Below are 20,378 nucleotides of genomic sequence, written 5' to 3'. Positions count from 1 at the left end.
GACCAACACTTGACGAGTGGCTTATCTCACCGGGCGTCAACCCCTTCCTACGGTCGCGTAGGTCACACGCCAAGGTGAATCATGGGCCGACGTGGCAGACGATTCGAAAGACGACAACAGATCAGTGATCGGGTCGTACGTGGCGGTGGGGGACAGCTTCACCGAGGGCGTCGGCGACCCGGGCCCGGACGGGGCGTTCGTCGGCTGGGCCGACCGGTTCGCGGTACTGCTCGCGGACAGGCGGCCCGAGGGCGACTTCGATTACACCAACCTCGCGGTTCGCGGGAAGCTGCTCGACCAGATCGTCGAGCACCAGTTGCGGCGGGCCAGGGAGCTCGCGCCGGACCTGGTCTCCTTCTGTGCGGGCGGCAACGACATCATCCGGCCGGGCACCGATCCCGACGAGGTCGCGGAGCGCTACGAGCGTGCCGTCGCCGACCTCACGTCGGCCGTCGGCACGGTCCTCGTGACCACCGGCTTCGACACCCGTGGCGTACCCGTGCTCCGGCACATGCGGGGCAAGATCGCCACGTACAACCTCCATCTGCGGGCCATCGCGGACCGGTACAACTGTCCGGTGCTCGACCTGTGGTCCCTCAAGACCATCCAGGACCGGCGGGCCTGGGACGGCGACCGGCTCCACCTCTCGGCGGAGGGGCACACCAGGGTGGCCCTGCGCGCCGGACAGGTCCTCGGCCTTGAGGTGCCCGCGGACCCGGACCAGCCCTGGCCGGTGCTGCCGCCGCGCGGCACGCTGGAGATGCGGCGGGACAACATCCACTGGGCGCGCGAGTACCTGGTTCCGTGGATCGGCCGGCGGCTGCGCGGGGAGTCCTCGGGCGACCGCGTGGAGGCGAAGGGAAGCCTGTCTCCGCACGACATCAAGTCGTGGATAGAGGCGGTTGCCTGAACGTCCGGATGTGTGGACGTTGACGTGGTGAGTGTCTGAACGCCCGATGGATGGTTGCCTCAGGCATCCGGAAGCTGGGGCTCGACGGTCTGGGACTCGACAGTCCGGGGTTTCGCGGTCTGGGGTTCTGCGGTCTGGGGTTCTGCGGTCTGGGGCTCGACGTGGTCGAGCCCCAGCTCCCGGGCCAGGGCCTCGTCCACCCACTGCTGGGTGCGGGCGCGCGAGACAGCGCCCGGGTACGCCGTCATCTGCACCGCCAGCCCGTCCAGCAGGGCGGTCAGGCGCAGCGCCGTGGCCGTCGGGTCGGGGCACCGGAACTCGCCCGCGGCCACGCCCTCGGCGATGACCTCGGTGAGCGCGGCCTTCCACTGCCGGTCCAGATCGCGCGTGACGTCCCGCAGCGCGGGCTCGCGCAGGGCCACCGCCCAGCCCTCGATCCACAGCCGCCAGCCCTTGGCCTGCCCGGTCGGCGCGTACCAGCGCACGGCCGCCCGCAGCCGCCGCAGGGCCGTCGTCCGGCGGCCGAGGAGCTTGCGCAGATGGGCGAGGTCGTCCTGGGCGGCGTACGTGAACGCGGCGGCGACCAGTTTCTCCTTCGTGGAGAAGTGATAGAGCACCAGAGCGTTGCTCACGCCGAGCGCGTTCGCCACATCGGCGATCCGCACCGCGGACACACCGCGCTCCTCGATCTGCCCGATGGCGGCCCGCAGCAACTCCTGCCGCCGCTCCGCCACACCCAACCGCACTCTCGCCACCGGGCAACCCTATTGCGTGGCAGGGGCCGCCCGGGGCCGCAGGGGTGGTTACCGGCCGCGCGGGGCGGCGCCGGCGCCGGTGTGGAGGGGGCTTCGGTGGGCGGAGCTTCGGTGGACAGGGATTCAGCGGTACCAGCCGAAGCGCTCCGCGATCTCCGGCAGACGGTCCGCGACGATGGCGTGTGCCGCCGCCCGCGGTGTCGAGCCGTCGGTCTCCGCGCGGGCGAGCGTCTGGTCGATCAGGGCGCGCATCGAGCGGCGCGTGTACGCGAACGCCTCCTCCGCGTCGGCCCCGATGTCCCCGAACAGCGTCCACCACCACCAGGCGTTGGTACCGGAGTTGACCACGACGTCCGGCAGGACGGTGACCCCGCGCGCGGCGAGCAGTTCCTCCGCCTCGGGAAGGACGGGCATGTTGGCCGCCTCGACGATCCAACGGGCCGTGATCCGCTCCTGATTGACGGTGTCGACGGTGTACGAGACCGCCGCCGGCACCAGTACCTCGGCCCCCGCGGACAGCCAGGCGTCACCGGGCAGTTCGCGGTCGGCGGGGCGCAGGGCCGAGCGGTCGACCGTGCCGTACGCGTCCCGCGCGGCGAGCAGCGCGTCGACGTCCAGCCCCTCGGCGTTGGCGATCGTGCCCTTCACGTCGGCGACCGCCACGACACGCAGCCCCGCGCGCGTGAGGAACCGCGCCGTGGCCCCGCCCATGGTGCCCAGGCCCTGCACGGCGACCCGGGTACCCGCGTACGCCACCCCGGCCCGGTCCAGTGCCGCCAGCACCGACTCGGCCACCCCGCAGCCGCCGACCAGCTCGTCCAGGCCGATGCCGTCCACCTCAACCGCGAACGCGTCCGCCAGCCGCCGGCGTGCCGCCTCCTCGTCGTCGAGCAGCGGGTACACCGCCTGGATCGACGACACGAGGCCCGCCTCCGCCGCGGCCCGGTCGACGAGATCCTGGGTGAGACCGAGGTCCTCGCCGGTGGTCCAGTGATGCTCGATGTACGGGCGCATGGCCCGCAGATAGCGCACGAGCAGGCCGTACGCCTCCGGGTCCTGGGGATCGCAGTCGATGCCTCCCTTGGCGCCACCCAGCGGGATGTAACGGCCCTCCGGGTTGTAGTGCAGCGCCTCCTTCATGGTCATTCCCCGCGCCAGACCCGCGACCTCGGCCAGCGTGCACCCCGCCCGCATCCGCAGCCCGCCGCTGGAGACACCGCGTACCAGACGGTCCACGACCAGGTGCCCCTGACGGCCCGTGACGTGGTCGGTCCAGGTGAGCGACATCAAGGGGGTGCTGTCCGGGTCGTTCACAGGGTCTCCTCGGGAACAGGGATCGGCTTCGGAACGTTTCACCGGCTGGAAGCCGGGCGCACACTGCGTCCCGGTGCCGGTCCAGCACCGTCGCTACTGAATGATCGGTCAGTATCGAAAGTGCTGGGCAAAACTGTCAATCGTGTCTGTCGACGTGCTGAACGGATCTTCGGTGTGAGTGATGGGGTACGGGGTGGTCCTCGCCGTGCTCGGCACGGACACCGCTCTGTCACGCGCCCGACCCGGCGCTGTCAGAGGCGGCGACCATAATGGATATTCAGACCGACCCACTGGAGGTGCCGTGACCGGCTCCCGTTCCCTGAGTTCCGGGCTCCGTGCTCTGCGCCCCGCCGCCTTCGGCGTGGATCCGAGTGGTGAGCGCATGCAGCGCATCCGCAGATCTCCGAACTACGCGGACGGCGTGTTCCGCAATCCCGAGGGTGCCCCTCGCCCGGACGGCGCCATGCGCGAGTTCGCGAAGTCCTACTTCCGCAAGGAGGAGCGCGTCCTGCGGGCTCCGGCGGGTGTCGTGCCGGTGCATGCCACGACCCTCGCCGACCTCGCGGCGCCCCCGGCCTCGGGGCTGCGGCTGACGTGGATGGGCCACTCCAGCGTGCTCGCGGAGATCGACGGACACCGGGTGCTCTTCGACCCCGTCTGGGGCGAGAGGTGCTCACCGTTCGCCTTCGCCGGGCCCAAGCGGCTGCATCCGGTGCCCGTGCCGCTGGCGGCGCTCGGCCCGGTCGACGTGGTCGTCATCTCCCACGACCACTACGACCACCTCGACCTGCCCACGATCAAGGCCCTGGCGGACACGGACACGCTGTTCGCGGTGCCCCTCGGTGTCGGCGCCCATCTGGAGCACTGGGGCGTCCCGGCGGACCGGCTGCGCGAGCTGGACTGGCACGAGACGACGAAGGTCGGCGGGATCTCCCTCACCGCCACCCCCGCCCGGCACTTCTGCGGCCGCGGTCTGCGCAACACGCAGCACACCCTCTGGGCCTCCTGGGTGGTGGCGGGCGACGAGCACCGGATCTACCACAGCGGCGACACCGGCTATTTCAAGGGCTTCAAGGACATCGGCAGCGAGTACGGCCCCTTCGACGCCACGATGATCCAGATCGGCGCCTACAGCGACTTCTGGCCCGACATCCACATGACGCCCGAGGAGGGCATGCGCGCCCACCTCGACCTCCAGGGCGACCGGCCCGCCGGCGTGATGATGCCGATCCACTGGGCCACGTTCAACCTCGCGGGGCACCCGTGGGCCGAGCCGGGCGAGGGCACCGTCAGCGCCGGCCACGCGGCCGGCGCCCGGGTCGCGCTGCCCCGACCGGGCGAGCCCTTCGAACCCACGGCGGAGAGCGTTCCGTCCGAGCCGTGGTGGCGGGGAGTGGCCCTGGTACCGAAGGGCGGCTGGCCCACCATCGAGAAGACGGTCGCGGAGGAGGCGGTCGCCGAGAAGACGGTCACGGAGGGGACGGTCGTCGACACGGCCGTCGCCGATACGGCCCCTGCGGAGGAGGCCGTCGTCGAGAAGGACGTCACCAAGGAGACCGTCGTCGAGAAGGGCGTCACCGAGGAGGCGGTTGTCGAGAAGGCGGGCCGTGACACTCCGCGTGACAAGGCCGCGGACACCGGGGACCCGGAATCGGTGCCGGCCGGATGATCTGAGGCTGCCCGAAGGCGGTCGGCGAGGGCCGAGGAGCGAACTGCTCCTCGGCCCTCGCCGTTTTTCGTTGACCGCTTCTGACCAGGTCTGATCAGTTCAGCGAGACACGGAGGCGCGTGTTCGAGGGGTTTATCGGTCTGTCGTACGAACGCTCATACCAGAGCGGGACGTGAGCCGTCGGACTTTGTCAACTGCCCACCGCACATGATGCGGTGGCGACTACTGTGAGTGGCCGCTGAGCGACAGAGGGCCTATTTCTTCGGCTCTCTCGACCGGGGGACCCCCACAGCCCCGCCACACCAGTACGAGGACGTAGATGTCTCACCTTCGCGCACCGGCCGCACGCGCAGACCGCCGCGAGGGCGGGCGGCACGGGCGGCCGGTCGTCCGCATCGCCCCCACGCTGCCCGAGACCCACATACGCCCCCAACTGCTCCGCCTCGCGATCCTGCCGCCCCTCGCGGTGGCGCTCAGCGCGAGCGCCGCCGTGCTCTTCACCGTCCGCACGACCGGCGCACGCCCCGATCTCACCCTGTGGATCGTGCTCTCCGGAACCCTCGCGGTCGCTCTCGCGGGCATCGTGATCGCGACCGTGGCCGCGGACCGGGCCGCCCGGTCCGTGCACGACCGCATCCGGACACTGCGCCGCATCAGCGCCCGGGGCCAGGCCGATCTGCTCGGCCTCGTCGAGACACTGCGCCGCGGTGACGGCCCGCCCGCACGCCGGCCGCGCAGCCGGCCCGCCGCGGACGCCGACGACTTCGACCTGCTCGCCGAGGACCTGGCGTCCGCGCACGACGGGGCGATCGGCGCGGTCGTCCAGGCCTCCCAGCTGTCCAGCCACGCGGGCAGCGAGCAGAAGGTCGAGGTCTTCGTCAATCTGGCCCGGCGGCTCCAGTCCCTGGTCCACCGCGAGATCTCGATCCTCGACGAGCTGGAGAACGAGATCGAGGACCCGGACCTGCTCAAGGGCCTCTTCCACGTCGATCACCTCGCCACCCGCATCCGCCGCCACGCCGAGAACCTCGCGGTGCTCGGCGGTGCCGTCTCGCGCCGGCAGTGGAGCAACCCGGTCTCCATGACCGAGGTGCTGCGCTCCGCGACGGCGGAGGTCGAGCAGTACTCACGGGTCAAGCTCGTACCGCCCATCGACGGGACCGTGCGCGGGCACGCCGTGGCCGACGTGATCCATCTGCTCGCCGAACTCGTCGAGAACGCCACGGTGTTCTCGGCGCCGCACACCCAGGTACTGCTCCGGGCCAACGTGGTCACGTCCGGGCTCGCCGTCGAGGTCGAGGACCGCGGGCTCGGCATGCCGCTGGCCGAACAGCACAAGATGAACGCCCTGCTCGCCGACCCGGACCAGGTGAATGTGGCGAGCCTGCTCCAGGACGGCCGGATCGGACTGTTCGTGGTCTCCCAACTCGCCCGTCGGCACGGGATCGCCGTCCGGCTGCAGACCAACATCTACGGCGGCGTCCAGGCCGTACTGGTCGTGCCGCAGGCATTGCTGGGGGACGAGGAGGGTGCGCAGCCCGGGGCGCTGACGGCGGCGCCGACCGGGGTGAACGGGTCCCCTGTCCATGAGGTCGCGGCACATGGGGGCCCTGCACATGGGCTCCCCACCCATGCGACCCCCACCCATGAGCGGTCGGCATATGGGACCCCGGCCGATGGGACGCCCCCACACGGGACCCCGGCTCATGGGATGCCGACACATGGGACACCAACACATGGGACCCCGACGCACGAGGCCTGGACCGCCGTGCCCGCGCAGGCGCATCCACAGGCGCAACCGGACGGTACGCCCGTCGGGCTGACCCTCGTGAACGGGGGCGGTGGCGGTCCCGCCCCCCTCCCGGTGCGGGGGGCCGAGACCAGGGCCAACCCCGCCGAGGCCGTTCCCGGGATCCGGGCCGACGACAGGCAGGCCGTCGCCGAGAACACGGTCGCGCCGCCCACCCCGCGCAACGGAGTGGTGCGCGGCAGCATGACCAGGCCCCAACTGCCCAAACGGCGGGCGCAGGAACACATCGTGCCCGAACTGCGCGGCGGGCCCGCGCCCCGGCAGGAGTCCGAGTTCCTGGTGGGGCACGACCCCGGCCTGATGGCGGCGTTCCAGCGGGGCATCGGCCTCGCCGAGGCCCAGTGCAGGGAGATGGATTCCATGGGTCCGGCCCACATGGGACCCGCCCACACGGGTCCGGCCCACACAGGTCTGGCCCACATGGGGCCCGCCCCTATGGAGCCGACGCCCATGGAGCCTGCCCCCATGGAGCCCGCCCGGCACGACGGGAGCGCACCGGCCGGATGAATCACGCAGCCCCCGCCCTCACGCACACCCACACTTCCGCTCCCGAAGACCTTCGTATTACAAGGAGTCGATCCCCCATGGCGAGCGATGTGCCGACCGGCCATGCATCCGATCTCGACTGGCTGATGAGCGGCCTCGTACAGCGCGTACCGCACACCAGGAGCGCGGTGCTGCTCTCCTGCGACGGCCTCGTGAAGTCGGTGCACGGACTCGATCCCGACAGCGCCGACCACATGGCCGCACTGGCCTCCGGGCTCTACTCCCTCGGGCGCAGCGCGGGCGTCCGCTTCGGCGACGGCGGCGATGTACGCCAGGTCGTCGTCGAGCTGGACTCCACGCTGCTGTTCGTGTCCACCGCGGGCTCCGGCACCTGTCTGGCCGTGCTGGCCGGGCGCGACGCGGACGCGGCCGTGCTCGGCTACGAGATGGCGATGCTGGTCAAGAGCGTCCGCCCGTACCTGATGACCGCGCCGCGGCAGCACAGTGCCGAACCTCCGGCGATGAGGCCTTGAACGTGGCGGCGGCCGGCGACGGGCCCTGGCTCGACGGCGCGGCCGGCCGCCTGGTGCGGCCCTATCAGGTCAGCAATGGCAGGACCCGGCCGAGCACCGCGCTCGACCTCCTGTCCCAGGTGATGTCCACCGGCGTCACCCCCCTCGGTTACCTCGGCCCCGAGCACGCCCAGGCGCTCGAACTGTGCCGGGACCCCGTCTCGGTGGCCGAGGTCGCCGCGCATCTGAAGCTGCCGGCAGCAGTGACCAAGGTGTTGCTGTCCGACCTCGTCGACTGCGGGGCGCTGTCCATGAAGCCCCCGACGTTCCACCACAACCCCACTGACCGGTCTCTTCTGGAGGCAGTGCTCGATGGACTACGACGACAGCTCTGACCCTTTCCCCACCGCGTTGAAGATCCTGGTGGCGGGAGGCTTCGGGGTGGGCAAGACCACCTTCGTCGGCGCGGTGAGCGAGATCGCGCCGCTCAGCACGGAGGAACTGCTGACCACGGTCAGCGCCGCGACCGACAACCTCGACGGCATCGAGAACAAGGTCGAGACGACCGTGGCGATGGACTTCGGGCGCATCACCCTCGACGCGGAACATGTGCTGTACCTGTTCGGCACGCCCGGACAGGAACGGTTCTGGTTCATGTGGGACGAGCTCTCCGAAGGCGCGCTCGGCGCGGTCGTCCTCGCCGACACCCGCCGCCTGGAGGACTGCTTCGCCGCCGTCGACTTCTTCGAACAGCGCGGCCTCGGCTTCATCGTCGCCGTCAACGAGTTCGACGGCGGCTTCCGCTACGACCCGGAGGAGGTGCGCGCGGCCATCGACCTCGACCCGGGCGTGCCGGTCGTGCGCTGCGACGCGCGGATCTCCAGTTCGGGGGTGCAGACCCTGCTCACCCTCGTACGGCATCTGCTCGCCCACGCACCCACGCGCGCCCCGAGCCACGGAGCACACACATGAGCTACGACCCGTCGCGCGCGGCCGGTCGGCTGCTGCTCACGCCCGAGGACAAGGAGGCACCCGCCCGGACGTGCCGACTGCGGGTGCTGGGCCTGGGGGAGCGCGCGGAACCGGCCCTCGACGCGTTCGCACGGCGGCTGGCCGAGCTGGCCGGGGCGCCGTACGCGATGGTCAACTTCGTCGGCGAGGAACGGCAGTTCTTCGCGGGCCTGCATGCTCAGCCCCCACATTCCCGGGCCCTGCACTCCCAACCCCCGCATGCCCGGCTCCCGGACACCCGGCACGACCCCATGGACACCGGCACCGGCATCAGCAGCGACCGTGGCGGCGGCGGTGACACGATCCGCGGTGACGCCGACCTCGGCCGCTCGGCCCCGCCCTCCATCGGACCCGGCCGCCATATGGCCCGCGACTATGGGTTCTGCCCCCATGTGGTGGTCCGCCACAAGGCGCTGGTCCTGGAGGACGTGCGCGACTACCCACGCTTCGCGGGCAATCCGGTCGTCGACGAGTACGGCATCCACTCCTACCTGGGCGCCCCTCTGCTCGACCGTACGGGCATCGCGCTCGGCACGGTGTGCGTCACCGATGTCGAACCCAGGCCGTGGGGGAGGTCGGGCCTGGACACCATCAAGGCGATGGCGGCGGAGCTGGTCGAGCAGATCGAGCTGAGGGAGGTCGGGCCCTGACCGGGCACCAGCCACCGGCCACCGGGCACTGGCCCACGGCCACGCGTACGCTCGCGCCGCCCACCGGCGACGTCGTACGGAGCGGAGCCACGGGTGAAGCCGTACGGAGCCTCCGGTGAAGCCGTACGGAGCTTCCGGTGAGGTCATACGGAGACCGTGTCGCCCTCCGGGAAGGTGATCCGGACCTCGTGTCCTTCGACCGCGCAGGACACCGACTCCCGTAACGCCTGGGGGTGCACCGAGTCGCGGGTCAGCGCGAGCAGTGTGACGTACACACCGCCGTCTCCCGGGTGGCCCGCGGCGCACCGGAGGTACGGCGTCGCCGAGTGGGGACCGAAGGCGTTGGCCTCGGCCTCGCGTGCGATGCCGCTGTCCTCGTCCCAGCCGTGCAGCGCCACGACGACGCTGGTCAGCCCGTCGCCGGTGCGCGCCAGAGCCCAGCCGTACCCGCGCTCCGAGGTGGGCCGGGCCGGGCCCGCGACCGCGTAACCGCCCTCCCGTAGCGTCACCCCGGAGGGTGCGAGCACCCGGTGCACGCGGATCTCCCAGGGGCCGCGCAGCACGCTGGTGGTGTCGATCGTGAACCGCTCCTTGCCGCCGGGCACCCGGCCTTCGTGGCGGGAGGCCGCCGTCCGCCCGGAACAGTGCAGCGGGACGACCGTCCGTCTGCGTGACGGGGTGCCGTCCGCGGCCACCAGTGCCACATGTCCGTCGACGGCCCGTTTCCCCGCGTGCGCGGCGGCCTCGGGAGCCGTCGCCGTCGAGTAGCCGAACTTCGCGGAATAGGGATCGTCCTCGGGCGGATCGACCCCGGCGACCCCGGCGACCCCGGCGACCCCGGCGACCCCGGCGACCCCGGCGAGTCCGGTGGGCCCAGGGCCCCCAGAGACCCCGGCCGGTGAGGTGCCGTCGCCGCCGTGGTTGATCAGGCGCACGATGCCGTCGCGTTTCGTGCCGTGCAGCAGCCAGCCCGTCGCCGGGAGCGCGGTGTACCGGTCCGACTCCTCGACCGGCAGGGGCAGTTCGCGTGCGGTCCACACCGGGTGCTCCGGAGGGAGCAGCAGGCCCAGGAAGCCGGTGCTCGCCCCGTACGGCGACGCCGGTCCCGAGTGCGGCCGGGCCAGCGGCAGGAACGTCTCGTACCAGCCGAGCGGCAGCAACCCCCGTTCGTCGGGCACCCCGCGCTCGACGAAGTGCCGTACCGTGCCGGACGCCAGCCGTCTGGTGAGGCCCGGGGCCAGCGGCGTACAGCCGGCGAGGGCGCCCAGCCACGCCGGAGTGACGGCGGCGAAACGGTATGCCAGGGAGCGGCCGTGGTGCACGGGAGCGCCGTCGCCGCCGAAGAAGTGCGGGTGCACGGTGAGATACCGGGCGAGCCGGTCCCGGAAGACCTGGCCACGGCCGCCGCCCCCGCCGCCGGCCATCCGGCTCCACAGCAGCGGATACAGGTGCAGGGCCCAGCCGTTGAGGTGGTCGAAGGCGCGGCCCTCGCCGTCGCTGTACCAGCCGTCGCCCGCGTACGAGTCGTCCAGCCGGTCCAGTCCGGCGTCGATGTCGTCCTGCCGGTACGGCGCGCCGACCGAGGCGAGGAACTGCTCGGTCACCACCTGGTGCAGGCGCCTGTGGTCGTCCGGGGTGCGGCGGCCCACGACTCCCCACAGCCAGTCCACGATCCGCTCCCGCGTCCCGCCGTCCAGGCGGTCCCAGATCCAGCGGCGGCTCTCGTGCAGGGCGACGGCGATCGTGGCGGCCTCCGACATCTGCCGGGAGCAGTCGGTCAGTTCGGGCCAGGCCTCGCCGCCGTCGCGGTCGGTGCCCGTTGTCAGACCCCGCGCGTAGCGTTCCACAAGACGGGGATCGACCTCGCCCTGTGCCCCGGCGATCCGGAAGGAGGCCAGCAGAAATGACCGTGCGAACCCCGCCAGTCCGTCCGCGACCACGCCCGACGAGGAGGTCCGGCCGGGCAGCCGGTACTGCGCGTGTCCCGGTGTGGCGTACGGGACCAGGGCCTCCAGCAGTCGGTCGGCGAGCGTCTCCCAGTGCGCCCGCGTCCAGCCTGTGTGCGGCGACAGGACGTGGTCGGCGGGCGGCAGGGACACATGAGGTGCGGGCATGGCGGGACTTCCGACTCCTCGGTCGCCGGGGCGGTTCCAGCTCTCCGGTCCAGCTCTCCTGTCCGGCGCTCCGATGTGGTGCTCCGATGGGGCGTGCTGATCCGGCGTTCTGGTCCTGTTCTCCGAAGAGGGATACGGCCGGTGGCCGCCGAAAGATCAATGGGAGGCCGACGGTGTGAAGGAAAGCTGCGGCGGTGGTTAAGAAAACCTCGATGGACCCGGGGGGCCGATGTACGGCAGATTGCTGCTCGAATCCACTCCTCTCCCCGGTGCGGGTGTCCTTCGGCATGCCTGGATCCGGGACCTCACGCACGGGAGCCCCGTTGAAGGCGCTGGTCAAGGAGAAGGCGGAGCCCGGGCTGCGGCTCATGGACGTACCGGAGCCGGTCGTCGGCCCCGGCGAAGTGCTGATCAAGGTCCTGCGGACCGGGATCTGCGGCACCGACCTGCACATCCGCAACTGGGACGGCTGGGCGCAGCAGACGATCAAGGCGCCGCTCGTGCTCGGCCACGAGTTCGTCGGCGAGGTCGTGGAGACGGGCCGTGACGCCGGCGAGATCGCGGTGGGCGACCGGGTCAGCGGCGAGGGCCACCTGGTCTGCGGGAAGTGCCGCAACTGCCAGGCCGGCCGGCGCCATCTGTGCCGTGCGACGGTGGGCCTCGGGGTCGGCCGCGACGGCGCGTTCGCCGAGTACGTGGCACTGCCCGCGTCCAACGTCTGGGTGCACCGCGTCCCCGTCGACCTCGACATCGCCGCGATCTTCGACCCGTTCGGCAACGCCGTGCACACCGCGCTGTCGTTCCCGCTGGTCGGGGAGGACGTACTGATCACCGGGGCGGGCCCCATCGGCCTGATGGCCGCCGCCGTCGCCAAGCACGCGGGTGCCCGGCACGTCGTCGTCACCGACGTCAGCGAGGACCGCCTGGAGCTGGCCCGCAAGATCGGTGTCACCCGCGCGCTGAACGTCGCCGAGTCGGGCATCGCCGAAGGACAGCGCGCCCTCGGCCTGCGCGAGGGCTTCGACGTGGGCCTGGAGATGTCCGGCAATCCGGTCGCGATGCGGGACATGCTCGCCAACATGACGCACGGCGGAAAGATCGCCATGCTCGGACTGCCGTCCGAGGAGTTCGCCGTCGACTGGTCCCGGATCGTCACCTCCATGATCACGATCAAGGGCATCTACGGCCGCGAGATGTTCGAGACCTGGTACGCGATGTCGGTCCTCCTCGAAGGCGGCCTCGACCTCGCGCCGGTCATCACCGGCCGCTACGGCCACCGCGACTTCGAGGCGGCCTTCGAGGACGCGGCGAGCGGCCGCGGCGGCAAGGTCATCCTCGACTGGACCCTGTAAGGACCTGGACCCTGCAAGGCCCTGGATTCTGCAAGGCCCTGGACCCGTAAGGACCTGGACCCACCTGGACTCCTCAAGGACTCCGGACCCCGTAAGGACTGATGATGTTCGACTCCGTACGTGACGACCTCCGCACCACCCTCGACGAGATCCGCGCCGCGGGCCTGCACAAGCCCGAGCGTGTCATCGGCACCCCGCAGTCCGCGACCGTGACCGTCACCTCGGGCGGCCGCCCCGGTGAGGTCCTCAACTTCTGTGCCAACAACTACCTCGGTCTCGCCGACCACCCGGAGGTCGTCGCCGCGGCCCACGAGGCGCTCGACCGCTGGGGCTACGGCATGGCGTCCGTGCGCTTCATCTGCGGTACGCAGGAGGTGCACAAGGAGCTGGAGGGGCGGCTGTCCGCGTTCCTCGGCCAGGAGGACACGATCCTCTACTCGTCGTGCTTCGACGCCAACGGCGGGGTGTTCGAGACCCTGCTCGGCGCGGAGGACGCGGTGATCTCCGACTCCCTCAACCACGCGTCGATCATCGACGGCATCCGGCTGTCCAAGGCCCGCCGGTTCCGCTACGCGAACCGTGACCTCGCCGACCTGGAACAGCAGCTGAAGGAGGCCGCGGGCGCCCGCCGCAGGCTGATCGTCACCGACGGCGTCTTCTCCATGGACGGGTACGTGGCCCCGCTGCGCGAGATCTGCGATCTCGCCGACCGCTACGACGCGATGGTCATGGTCGACGACTCGCACGCCGTCGGCTTCGTGGGCCCCGGCGGCCGGGGCACCCCCGAACTGCACGGCGTCATGGACCGCGTCGACATCATCACGGGCACCCTCGGCAAGGCGCTCGGCGGTGCGTCCGGCGGGTACGTCGCCGCCCGCGGCGAGATCGTCGCGCTGCTGCGCCAGCGGTCGCGCCCGTACCTCTTCTCGAACACCCTGGCCCCGGTGATCGCCGCCGCCTCGCTCAAGGTGCTCGACCTGCTGGAGGCGGCCGACGACCTGCGCGAGCGGCTCGCCGCCAACACCGCGCTGTTCCGTTCCCGGATGACCGAGGAGGGGTTCGACATCCTCCCCGGCGACCACGCCATCGCCCCGGTGATGATCGGGGACGCGACCGTCGCCGGCCGGATGGCGGAGCTGCTGCTGGAACGCGGGGTGTACGTGATCGGCTTCTCGTACCCCGTGGTCCCGCAGGACAAGGCGCGCATCCGCGTCCAGCTGTCCGCCGCGCACTCCACCGAGGACGTGAACCGCGCGGTGGACGCCTTCGTGGCGGCCCGCGCGGAGCTGGCGGGGGACACCGCCTGACTCTCCCCGAAGTCCTGAGACAATCAGCCGCATGATCGAAGCGCGGCGGCTCCACATCCTCCGGGCGGTGGCGGACCACCGGACGGTGACGGCCGCCGCCGCCGCGCTCTACCTCACGCCCTCCGCGGTGTCCCAGCAGCTGACCGCCCTGGAGCAGGAGACGGGACACCGGCTGGTGGAGCGCGGCGCCCGGGGCGTACGGCTGACTCCGGCCGGTGAGATCCTGCTCGGCCACACCAACGCCGTCCTCGCGCAGCTGGAGCGGGCCGAGGCGGAGCTGGCCGCGTACAGCTCGGGGTCGGCCGGTACGGTCAGCGTCGCCTCCTTCGCGACCGGCATCGGCCTCGTCGTCGCGCCCGCCCTGGCCCGCCTCGCCCGCACGGCCCCCGGCATCCTCCTGCGCGTCCAGGACGCCGAGGGCGACGCCAGCCTGCCGATGGTGCTCGACCGCCAGGTGGACGTCGCGGTCGCCGTCGAGTACCGGGGCGCCCCGGACGCCGACGACCCCCGCCTCGCGCACATCCCGCTGTACGCCGAACCGTTCGACGCCGTCGTGCCCCACACCCACCGCCTCGCCGACCGTACGGAGGTGCCGCTCGCCGAGCTGGCCAAGGACCCGTGGATCGGCCCGTACCCGGGCAACCCCTGCCACGACGTGGTGGTCCTGGCCTGCGAGCACGCCGGTTTCCAGCCCCGGCTCGAACACTCCTCGGACGACTTCCGGGCGGTGGTCGCGCTGGCGTCGGCGGACGCGGGGGTCGCCCTCGTACCGCGTTCGGCCCTGCAGGGCATGGACCTCGCGGGCGTGGTCGTGCGCCCCGTGGACGGCGTCGCCCCCACCCGCCGGGTCTTCGCCGCCGTACGCAGGGGAGCCGAGACCCACCCGCTGATCCTGCCGGTGCTGGAAGCGCTGGCGGAGGTGGCGGAGGCACCACCCGGCGTCCCGCATCTGGGATAGCATTCCGGATGTGAGACGAGATGAAGGCGCGGCCCCCGCGAATGTTCCCGCAGCCGCCCACCCGGATCCCAGGGACCCCATGGATGTCCGGCTCGGCGCCCGGCTGGCCGAGCTGCGGGCCGAACGGGGCTGGTCCCTGGGCGAGTTGGCGGAACGCAGCGGGGTGAGCCGCTCGACCCTGTCACGCGCAGAGCGCGCCGAGATCAGCCCCACGGCCTCGCTCCTGAACCGCCTGTGCGCCGTCCACGGCCGCACCATGTCCCAGCTCCTCAGCGAGGTCGAGGCCGAGGCGGCACCGGCCCCGCTGGTACGGGCCGCCGACCAGGCCGTCTGGGAGGACCGGGCCGCCGGTTTCGTACGCCGCTCGGTGTCCCCGCCGCACGCGGGGCTACGCGGCGAACTCGTCGAGGGACGACTCACCGCGGGCGCCGACATCGCTTACGACCGGCCGCCCGTACCCGGCCTCGAACAGCACATCTGGGTTCTCGACGGGCGGCTGGACATCACGGCCCAGGACACCGAGCACCGGCTCGACACCGGCGACTGCCTGCGGTTGCGGGTGTGGGGGCCCACGCGGTTCCGCTGCCCCGGTCCGCGGGACGCGCGCTACGCGCTGGCGGTGGTCCTGCCGTGACCGCCATGGCCGCCGTGACCTGCGTACGACTGACGGCCGATCAAATGCTTTCCGCTTCCGACGAGTTGGCGGATCTGCTGACCGACACGGTCGACGGCGGCGCGTCCATCGGCTTCCTCGCCCCGCTCGACCGTGCCACGGCCGTCGAGTGGTGGCGAGGGCGGGCGGACGCGCTCACGGACGGCTCCCTCGCCGTGTGGGCCGCGTACCTGGACGGCCACATCGTCGGCACGGTGAGCCTCGTCCTCCCGGACAAGCCCAACAGCCGGCACCGCGCCGAGGTGGCGAAGCTGATGGTGCACCGGGAGGGACGGGGGCGCGGCCTCGGGCGCTCGCTGCTCGCCACGGCCGAAAGCGCGGCCGTCGAGGCGGGCCTGACCCTGCTCACCCTGGACACCGAGACCGACAGCCCGGCCGAGTCGCTCTACCGGTCGGCCGGGTGGACCAGGGCGGGCATGATCCCCGACTACGCGAGGACGCCGACGGGCGAGCTGCACCCCACCACGCTCTACTACAAGGACGTGTCGGCTCCGCCCGAGTGAGTCCGCTGCCCGTTCAGGAACGGGTGAAGATCCACTCGTGGTTGTTCTGGCCCTCCGGGGCGCAGGGCCAGATGATCAGGCTGCGCGTGGAGTCGTCGTTGGCGTAGGAGTCCAGGCACTGGTTGTTGCTGGCGGCGTTGCGTATCCAGAACCTGCCGTCGGACTGCTTGTCCAGCCACCACAGCTGGTTGTCGTTCGTGGTGCCGTTGCACGGAAACTCCGTGACCTTGGTGGCACCTCCGACGCCCTGGTAGCCGGGCAGGTCCAGGCACATGCTGTCCATGACATTGCGGATCTGGAAGAGCGGTACTCCGCCGGGCCCGGCGTTGGCGTAACGCTTCTCGACGTTCCACAGCTGGTTGTCGTCGGTGTTGCTGTTGCACGTCGCGTGGGTCACCGGCCCGTCCGCCCGGCCACTGCTGAAGCCGGGGACGTCCACGCAGGTGCCGTTGGTGTTGTTCTTGATGAGCACCCTGGTCATGACGGCCGGCAACGTGCTCGGCGCCTTCTTCGCGGCAGCCTTCTTCTTCTTTTTGCTCGGCGAAGGGCTCGGCTTCGGGGCGGGTGCGGCGGCCTCCTCCGCGACCGGCGGCGCGGCCACGGGCTCCGCCTTCTTCTCCTTCTTCTTCTCCGGCTCCGACTTCGAGGGGGAGGGAGCCTGGGTCTCGAAGACGCCGGCCGGGCCGCCTGCCTCGTTCAGGACGGTGTCGGAGGCCGCGTTGTCGACGTTCCTCTTCTCCTCGTCCTTGTCCGTCACCGTGATCAGCAGCGGTACGGCGATCAGGATGGCGCCTGCCAGCGCGGCACCGGCGAGCACCGGCTTACGGGGCCTGCCGACCGCGCTCTGGGTGGAGACGGCCGTGTTCTTGCCGAAGGCGGCGGTCGCTATGGCCTCGTGCTGCTCCCTGGTGGCCGCGGCGGAGACCGCCTGCGCGTCGCTTCCACCGGCTGCCTCGCCCTCGGAACTCCCGGTGGGGCCTTGCGCGATCTCACCGGCTCCGGCTCCGGCTCCGGCTTCCGCCTCGGGCTTGCCGGCCTTTTCAGGGTCGCTCCCGGCCTTCTCGGTGTCGGGGGCTGCGGCGGAGGGGGCGGGGGTGGGGTCGGCACCGGCCTCCGGTTCGCTCGCGGCGCGCTTTCCCGCGTCGGTGCCCTCGGACGTGGAGGCGGTCTGGGGCTTACCGGCGCCGTCGCCGGAGAGCTGGGCCGCGACGGCCTCGGCATCGGGAGTGCCGGCTTCCGCTGCGCGGGCGGAGGATTCTCCCGATGCCTGCTGCTGGTCGGACATGTACTTCCATACCTTTCCTCTGGGCCAACGGGGAAGAGAGGAAACTGTTGTGGGGCGGGGCACGACCCGGGATACGGGGGGCGCGGGACGTGCGGCTGGGGCCAGAGTAGTTGGTGTGGTGTCGGGAGCAGTCGTCCAGGCGGTGAATTACCGGAGCTCAGGCCCGGGTTGCGGCGTCTTCGGGCCCAGGTCGGCGGTTGTGTCAGTGCCATTGGTTACGGTGCGTTCCATGCAGGATGCCGATGACGTACGCCGAATCTGTCTCTCTCTGCCGGACACCGTGGAGAAGATCGCCTGGAGCATGCCCACCTTCAGGGTGGCGGGGAAGATGTTCGTCACCCTGCCCGAGGAGGAGACCTCCATGGCCGTGCGCTGTCCGAAGACGGAGCGCGACGAACTGGTCCTCGCCGAGCCCGAGAAGTTCTGGGTCGCCGATCACGAGGCCGGATCCGCGTGGGTGCGGGTGCGACTGGCGGCCGTCGAGGACGCCGACGAACTGCGGGACATCCTCGCGGACTCCTGGCGGCAGGCGGCACCGACCCGGCTGCTGGACTCCTACCCGGAGTTGGGGGTCGTGGCGGACGGCTGAGGGGGCGGCCCGCCCGGAGACGAGTGGGTCCGGGCGGCTCCCCGCCAGGCTCGCGATGGTCGGACTCGCGCACGGTCAGGCTCGCGCCCGTACCCCCAGGAATGCGTCGATCCGCCCCCGCAGGGACTTCGCGTCCAGCCCGTGCGCGGCCACATGCTCCTCGACGAGGCCGTAGCGGCGCAGCTCCCGGCGGCCGACGCCGAGGCCGAGCACGCGGTGCGGGAGGTCCACGAGGGCGTCGTTCACGGCGGAGACCGACGTACCGGCGAGATACGGCTCGACCAGGACCACGTCGGTGCCCGCCCCTGCCGTGGCATGGCGCAGCGTGACCGCGTCGAAGGGCCGCACGGTCGCCGCGTACAGCACGGTGACGTCGAGCCCTTCGGTCGCTTCGAGCACCGGGTCGAGCATCGGGCCGACCGCGACGACCACACCGGCCCGCCCCTCGCGGACGGTGAGGAACCGGGTGCCGTCGACGGGGAGAGCCCGGTCGTTCGACTGCGTGGACAGTCGTACGTACACCTTGTCGTCGCCCGCCGCGACGGCGTGCCGCAGCAGCGTCTCGGCCTCGTCCGGATGCCCCGGCACATGGACGGTCCAGCCGTCCAGGGTGTCGAGGACGGCGACGTCGCCGGGGGACATGTGGGTGTAGCCGCCCGCCGGCCAGTCGAAGGACGCGGCAGCGCTGACCAGCACCGCGCCCACGTCCTGGTGACCGAGGTCCAGCTTGATCTGTTCGAAGGGCCGTTCCACGAGGAAGCTGGCGAAGGTGTGCACCACGGGCCGCAGACCGGTCAGCGCCAGGCCCGCGCCCGCCCCGACCAGCAGCTGCTCGCGGATGCCGACGTTGATCACCCGGCCCGGATGGCGGCGCCGGGTCTCCTCGAAGTCGGCCAGGCCGATCTCGGCGAGGACGACGGCGACGCGCGGGTCCTCGTCGAGCAGTCGTGACATGACGGGGGCGAACCGATCACGCATGGTGTCCATGGAAAACCTCTCAGAACAGCAGAAGTGCAGCAGGGCAAGGGGGGAGGGGGAGGGATGGGCCGAACGCCGGTTGCCGGTCTCAGCCGTCCTTCGGCTCGACCTGGGCGACGATCACGCGGGGGCGCCCCGGGTGCGGCGCCGTGAACGCGGCGTACAGCGCCTCGTGGTCCCGCCCGTCGACGGTCGCCGCGGACCAGCCCGCGGCCTCGAACCGCGCCGCGATCCCGCCGGGCCGGGCGTAGCTGGCGGAGGAGTTGTCGATCACGAGCGTGTGCAGGCGGTCGAGCCCGGCGGGGCCCGCGAAGGCGATGGCCTCGTGGTTGCTGCCCTCGTCCAGCTCGGCGTCCCCAACGAGCACCCATACGCGCGGGTCGTGGAGTCCCTGGGCCCGCAGTCCCAGCGCCGTGCCGACCGCGATCGGCAGCCCGTGCCCGAGCGAACCACTGCCGATCTCGGCGCCCGGCACGAGCACGCGGTCCGGATGGTGCCCGAGCGGCGAGTCGTACGAGCCGAAGCCCGGGAGCCAGTCCACCGGGACGAATCCCTTGGCGGCGAGCACCGCGTAGTAGGCCATCGGCCCGTGCCCCTTGGACAGCAGGAACCTGTCCCGCCCGAGGTCGTCCGTCCGGTCGGGCCCGACCCGCAGCACCCGGTCGTGGAGGACCCAGAGCGCGTCGAGCGTGGACGTCGCCGCCGGTCCGTGCTTCTCGTCCCCGCTCATCAGCCCCATCAGGCCGGTCAGCGCCTCGTACCGGTCGTACCGGTCCCGGTGGTCGTACTCCTGCCGGTGTTCCGCCGTTGTCGTCGTCATACGGACGATCGTGCAACCTCAAGCAAAGTTGAGGTCAAGGGTTGTCGTGCGCGGCTGCGGTGGGACAAAAGGAGTGCGCGACCACCGACCCGAGTGCGGTAGAGTTTCGATGTCCGTTCAGCCAGGGGAAACCCCAGGTCATCACGGGCATCGGGACGTGGCGCAGCTTGGTAGCGCACTTGACTGGGGGTCAAGGGGTCGCAGGTTCAAATCCTGTCGTCCCGACTGGAGACAGTCGCAGGTGAGGGCCGGTTTCGGAGACATCCGAAGCTGGCCCTTGGTCTTTCTTGGGGACCAGTTGGGGACCGGCGTCCTTGACCGGGTCGGCGGGTCATGACGATCGGGCTCGGTAGGGAGCGTGGTGCGCGGAGAGCGCTGCGCCGGCGGCCGTGATCTTGTGTACGTCCGGGTGCAGATAGCGCTGGGTAGTGGTCAGCGAGCCGTGGCCGGCGATCCGGCGCAGAACATGGACCTGCACTCCCGTGTCGGCGAACCAGGTCAGTCCTGTGTGCCGGAGGTCATGGCGGCGCAGGTGCCTGTTCAACAGACACCTTGCTGGCGGCCTACCCAACGTCACGTACGGATCTGTGGGAGCCCGGGGGTGAGATACCCCGGGCTCCCCGACCACTTTTCAGCCGTCGCTGACAGTGCTGTACCTCCTCGCCAAGGACCGCTGCCACCA

20 protein-coding genes and 1 tRNA gene are annotated in these 20,378 nt (G+C 71.4%); 14 read left to right on the top strand and 7 right to left on the bottom strand.

Annotated features, from left to right (window positions below; all coding sequences use genetic code 11):
- The first annotated feature begins 124 nt into the window (after positions 1-124).
- Entirely contained in the window at positions 125-910 is a 786-nt protein-coding gene (locus ACZ60E_RS06110; RefSeq protein WP_384804111.1) for an SGNH/GDSL hydrolase family protein, read from the top strand.
- A gap of 59 nt (positions 911-969) precedes the next feature.
- Here the strand turns inward: ACZ60E_RS06110 and ACZ60E_RS06105 are convergent, their stop codons facing one another.
- Together ACZ60E_RS06105 and ACZ60E_RS06100 are read right to left on the bottom strand one after the other, a co-directional pair.
- Positions 970-1,665 (bottom strand): TetR/AcrR family transcriptional regulator, encoded by a 696-nt coding sequence (locus tag ACZ60E_RS06105; RefSeq protein WP_469438646.1) that lies wholly within the window; start codon positions 1,663-1,665, stop codon positions 970-972.
- Positions 1,666-1,788: 123 nt separating this feature from the next.
- The gene (locus ACZ60E_RS06100) at positions 1,789-2,952 is read right to left on the bottom strand and encodes a glutamate dehydrogenase (protein WP_469438996.1); all 1,164 of its coding nucleotides are present in this window, start codon (positions 2,950-2,952) and stop codon (positions 1,789-1,791) included.
- Positions 2,953-3,280: 328 nt separating this feature from the next.
- Here ACZ60E_RS06100 and ACZ60E_RS06095 point away from each other — a divergent pair, with 328 nt between their 5' ends.
- The 6 genes from ACZ60E_RS06095 to ACZ60E_RS06070 all read left to right on the top strand — a co-directional run bounded on the left by ACZ60E_RS06095 (position 3,281) and on the right by ACZ60E_RS06070 (position 9,117).
- A complete protein-coding gene (locus ACZ60E_RS06095; protein WP_469438644.1) occupies positions 3,281-4,648 on the top strand; it encodes an MBL fold metallo-hydrolase in 1,368 nt (455 codons plus the stop codon).
- A gap of 319 nt (positions 4,649-4,967) precedes the next feature.
- Positions 4,968-6,965 (top strand): sensor histidine kinase, encoded by a 1,998-nt coding sequence (locus ACZ60E_RS06090; RefSeq protein WP_469438642.1) that lies wholly within the window; start codon positions 4,968-4,970, stop codon positions 6,963-6,965.
- A gap of 77 nt (positions 6,966-7,042) precedes the next feature.
- Complete coding sequence (locus ACZ60E_RS06085) at positions 7,043-7,477, top strand: roadblock/LC7 domain-containing protein (RefSeq protein WP_384803906.1); 435 nt, start codon at positions 7,043-7,045, stop codon at positions 7,475-7,477.
- A 2-nt stretch (positions 7,478-7,479) separates the two neighbouring features.
- Positions 7,480-7,851, top strand: a complete 372-nt coding sequence (locus ACZ60E_RS06080; RefSeq protein WP_384803909.1) for a DUF742 domain-containing protein — start codon at positions 7,480-7,482, stop codon at positions 7,849-7,851.
- Positions 7,829-8,428 (top strand): GTP-binding protein, encoded by a 600-nt coding sequence (locus ACZ60E_RS06075; RefSeq protein WP_107019936.1) that lies wholly within the window; start codon positions 7,829-7,831, stop codon positions 8,426-8,428. Before ACZ60E_RS06080 ends, ACZ60E_RS06075 begins: the two co-directional genes overlap by 23 nt.
- Entirely contained in the window at positions 8,425-9,117 is a 693-nt protein-coding gene (locus tag ACZ60E_RS06070; protein ID WP_469438638.1) for a GAF domain-containing protein, read from the top strand. Before ACZ60E_RS06075 ends, ACZ60E_RS06070 begins: the two co-directional genes overlap by 4 nt.
- A 143-nt stretch (positions 9,118-9,260) precedes the next feature.
- Here ACZ60E_RS06070 and ACZ60E_RS06065 read toward each other — a convergent pair whose 3' ends face one another.
- Positions 9,261-11,231: a DUF2264 domain-containing protein gene (locus ACZ60E_RS06065; protein WP_469438636.1), complete on the bottom strand. Its 1,971-nt coding sequence runs from the start codon at positions 11,229-11,231 to the stop codon at positions 9,261-9,263.
- A 323-nt stretch (positions 11,232-11,554) separates the two neighbouring features.
- Here ACZ60E_RS06065 and tdh point away from each other — a divergent pair, with 323 nt between their 5' ends.
- From tdh to ACZ60E_RS06040, 5 genes are all read left to right on the top strand, one after another.
- Positions 11,555-12,583, top strand: coding sequence for an L-threonine 3-dehydrogenase (tdh, locus tag ACZ60E_RS06060; protein WP_469438995.1), 1,029 nt, complete (start codon positions 11,555-11,557; stop codon positions 12,581-12,583).
- Between the two features lie 104 nt (positions 12,584-12,687).
- Positions 12,688-13,890 (top strand): glycine C-acetyltransferase, encoded by a 1,203-nt coding sequence (locus ACZ60E_RS06055; protein ID WP_469438994.1) that lies wholly within the window; start codon positions 12,688-12,690, stop codon positions 13,888-13,890.
- A 31-nt stretch (positions 13,891-13,921) separates the two neighbouring features.
- Positions 13,922-14,848 carry a LysR family transcriptional regulator gene (locus ACZ60E_RS06050; protein WP_384803918.1) on the top strand — a complete coding sequence of 309 codons (927 nt, stop codon included), beginning with the start codon at positions 13,922-13,924 and terminating at the stop codon, positions 14,846-14,848.
- Between the two features lie 79 nt (positions 14,849-14,927).
- Positions 14,928-15,482: a helix-turn-helix domain-containing protein gene (locus ACZ60E_RS06045; protein WP_469438993.1), complete on the top strand. Its 555-nt coding sequence runs from the start codon at positions 14,928-14,930 to the stop codon at positions 15,480-15,482.
- A gap of 44 nt (positions 15,483-15,526) precedes the next feature.
- Positions 15,527-16,024 carry a GNAT family N-acetyltransferase gene (locus tag ACZ60E_RS06040; protein WP_469438633.1) on the top strand — a complete coding sequence of 166 codons (498 nt, stop codon included), beginning with the start codon at positions 15,527-15,529 and terminating at the stop codon, positions 16,022-16,024.
- Between the two features lie 13 nt (positions 16,025-16,037).
- On the opposite strand, the gene ACZ60E_RS06035 is transcribed toward ACZ60E_RS06040, so the two are convergent.
- Positions 16,038-17,309, bottom strand: coding sequence for an RICIN domain-containing protein (locus tag ACZ60E_RS06035; RefSeq protein ID WP_469438631.1), 1,272 nt, complete (start codon positions 17,307-17,309; stop codon positions 16,038-16,040).
- Between the two features lie 229 nt (positions 17,310-17,538).
- Here ACZ60E_RS06035 and ACZ60E_RS06030 point away from each other — a divergent pair, with 229 nt between their 5' ends.
- Positions 17,539-17,898: an MmcQ/YjbR family DNA-binding protein gene (locus tag ACZ60E_RS06030; RefSeq protein ID WP_384803927.1), complete on the top strand. Its 360-nt coding sequence runs from the start codon at positions 17,539-17,541 to the stop codon at positions 17,896-17,898.
- A 75-nt stretch (positions 17,899-17,973) separates the two neighbouring features.
- On the opposite strand, the gene ACZ60E_RS06025 is transcribed toward ACZ60E_RS06030, so the two are convergent.
- Positions 17,974-18,885: a transketolase family protein gene (locus tag ACZ60E_RS06025; protein ID WP_469438629.1), complete on the bottom strand. Its 912-nt coding sequence runs from the start codon at positions 18,883-18,885 to the stop codon at positions 17,974-17,976.
- A 79-nt stretch (positions 18,886-18,964) separates the two neighbouring features.
- Entirely contained in the window at positions 18,965-19,696 is a 732-nt protein-coding gene (locus tag ACZ60E_RS06020) for a transketolase (protein ID WP_469438626.1), read from the bottom strand.
- A 151-nt stretch (positions 19,697-19,847) separates the two neighbouring features.
- Between ACZ60E_RS06020 and ACZ60E_RS06015 the strand changes: the two genes are divergently transcribed.
- Positions 19,848-19,921: transfer RNA gene (locus tag ACZ60E_RS06015), tRNA-Pro, on the top strand.
- A 106-nt stretch (positions 19,922-20,027) separates the two neighbouring features.
- On the opposite strand, the gene ACZ60E_RS06010 is transcribed toward ACZ60E_RS06015, so the two are convergent.
- Positions 20,028-20,240, bottom strand: a complete 213-nt coding sequence (locus tag ACZ60E_RS06010) for a tyrosine-type recombinase/integrase (RefSeq protein WP_469438624.1) — start codon at positions 20,238-20,240, stop codon at positions 20,028-20,030.
- Positions 20,241-20,378 lie beyond the last annotated feature (138 nt).

The organism is Streptomyces sp. NPDC102514, assembly GCF_055584525.1.
This window is presented reverse-complemented; position numbering and strand designations above follow the sequence as displayed.